Source organism: Photorhabdus africana (assembly GCF_035181445.1).
In the GTDB taxonomy this organism is placed as follows: domain Bacteria; phylum Pseudomonadota; class Gammaproteobacteria; order Enterobacterales; family Enterobacteriaceae; genus Photorhabdus; species Photorhabdus laumondii.
On the sequence record NZ_JAXBVE010000286.1, the window covers coordinates 1 to 232 of the forward strand.

Sequence of the window (232 nt, forward strand, 5' to 3'; positions counted from 1 at the left end):
GCTTAGAAGCAGCCATCATTGAAAGAAAGCGTAATAGCTCACTGGTCGAGTCGGCCTGCGCGGAAGATGTAACGGGGCTAAACCATGCACCGAAGCTGCGGCAGTGACACGCAAGTGTTATTGGGTAGGGGAGCGTTCTGTAAGCCGCAGAAGGCGGTGCCGTGAGGCCTGCTGGAGGTATCAGAAGTGCGAATGCTGACATAAGTAACGATAAAGCGGGTGAAAAACCCGC

At 54.3% G+C, this 232-nt stretch carries 1 rRNA gene; it reads left to right on the forward strand.

Annotated elements, in window-relative coordinates:
* A 23S ribosomal RNA gene (locus SLS51_RS23785) occupies positions 1-232 on the forward strand; the annotation flags it as partial.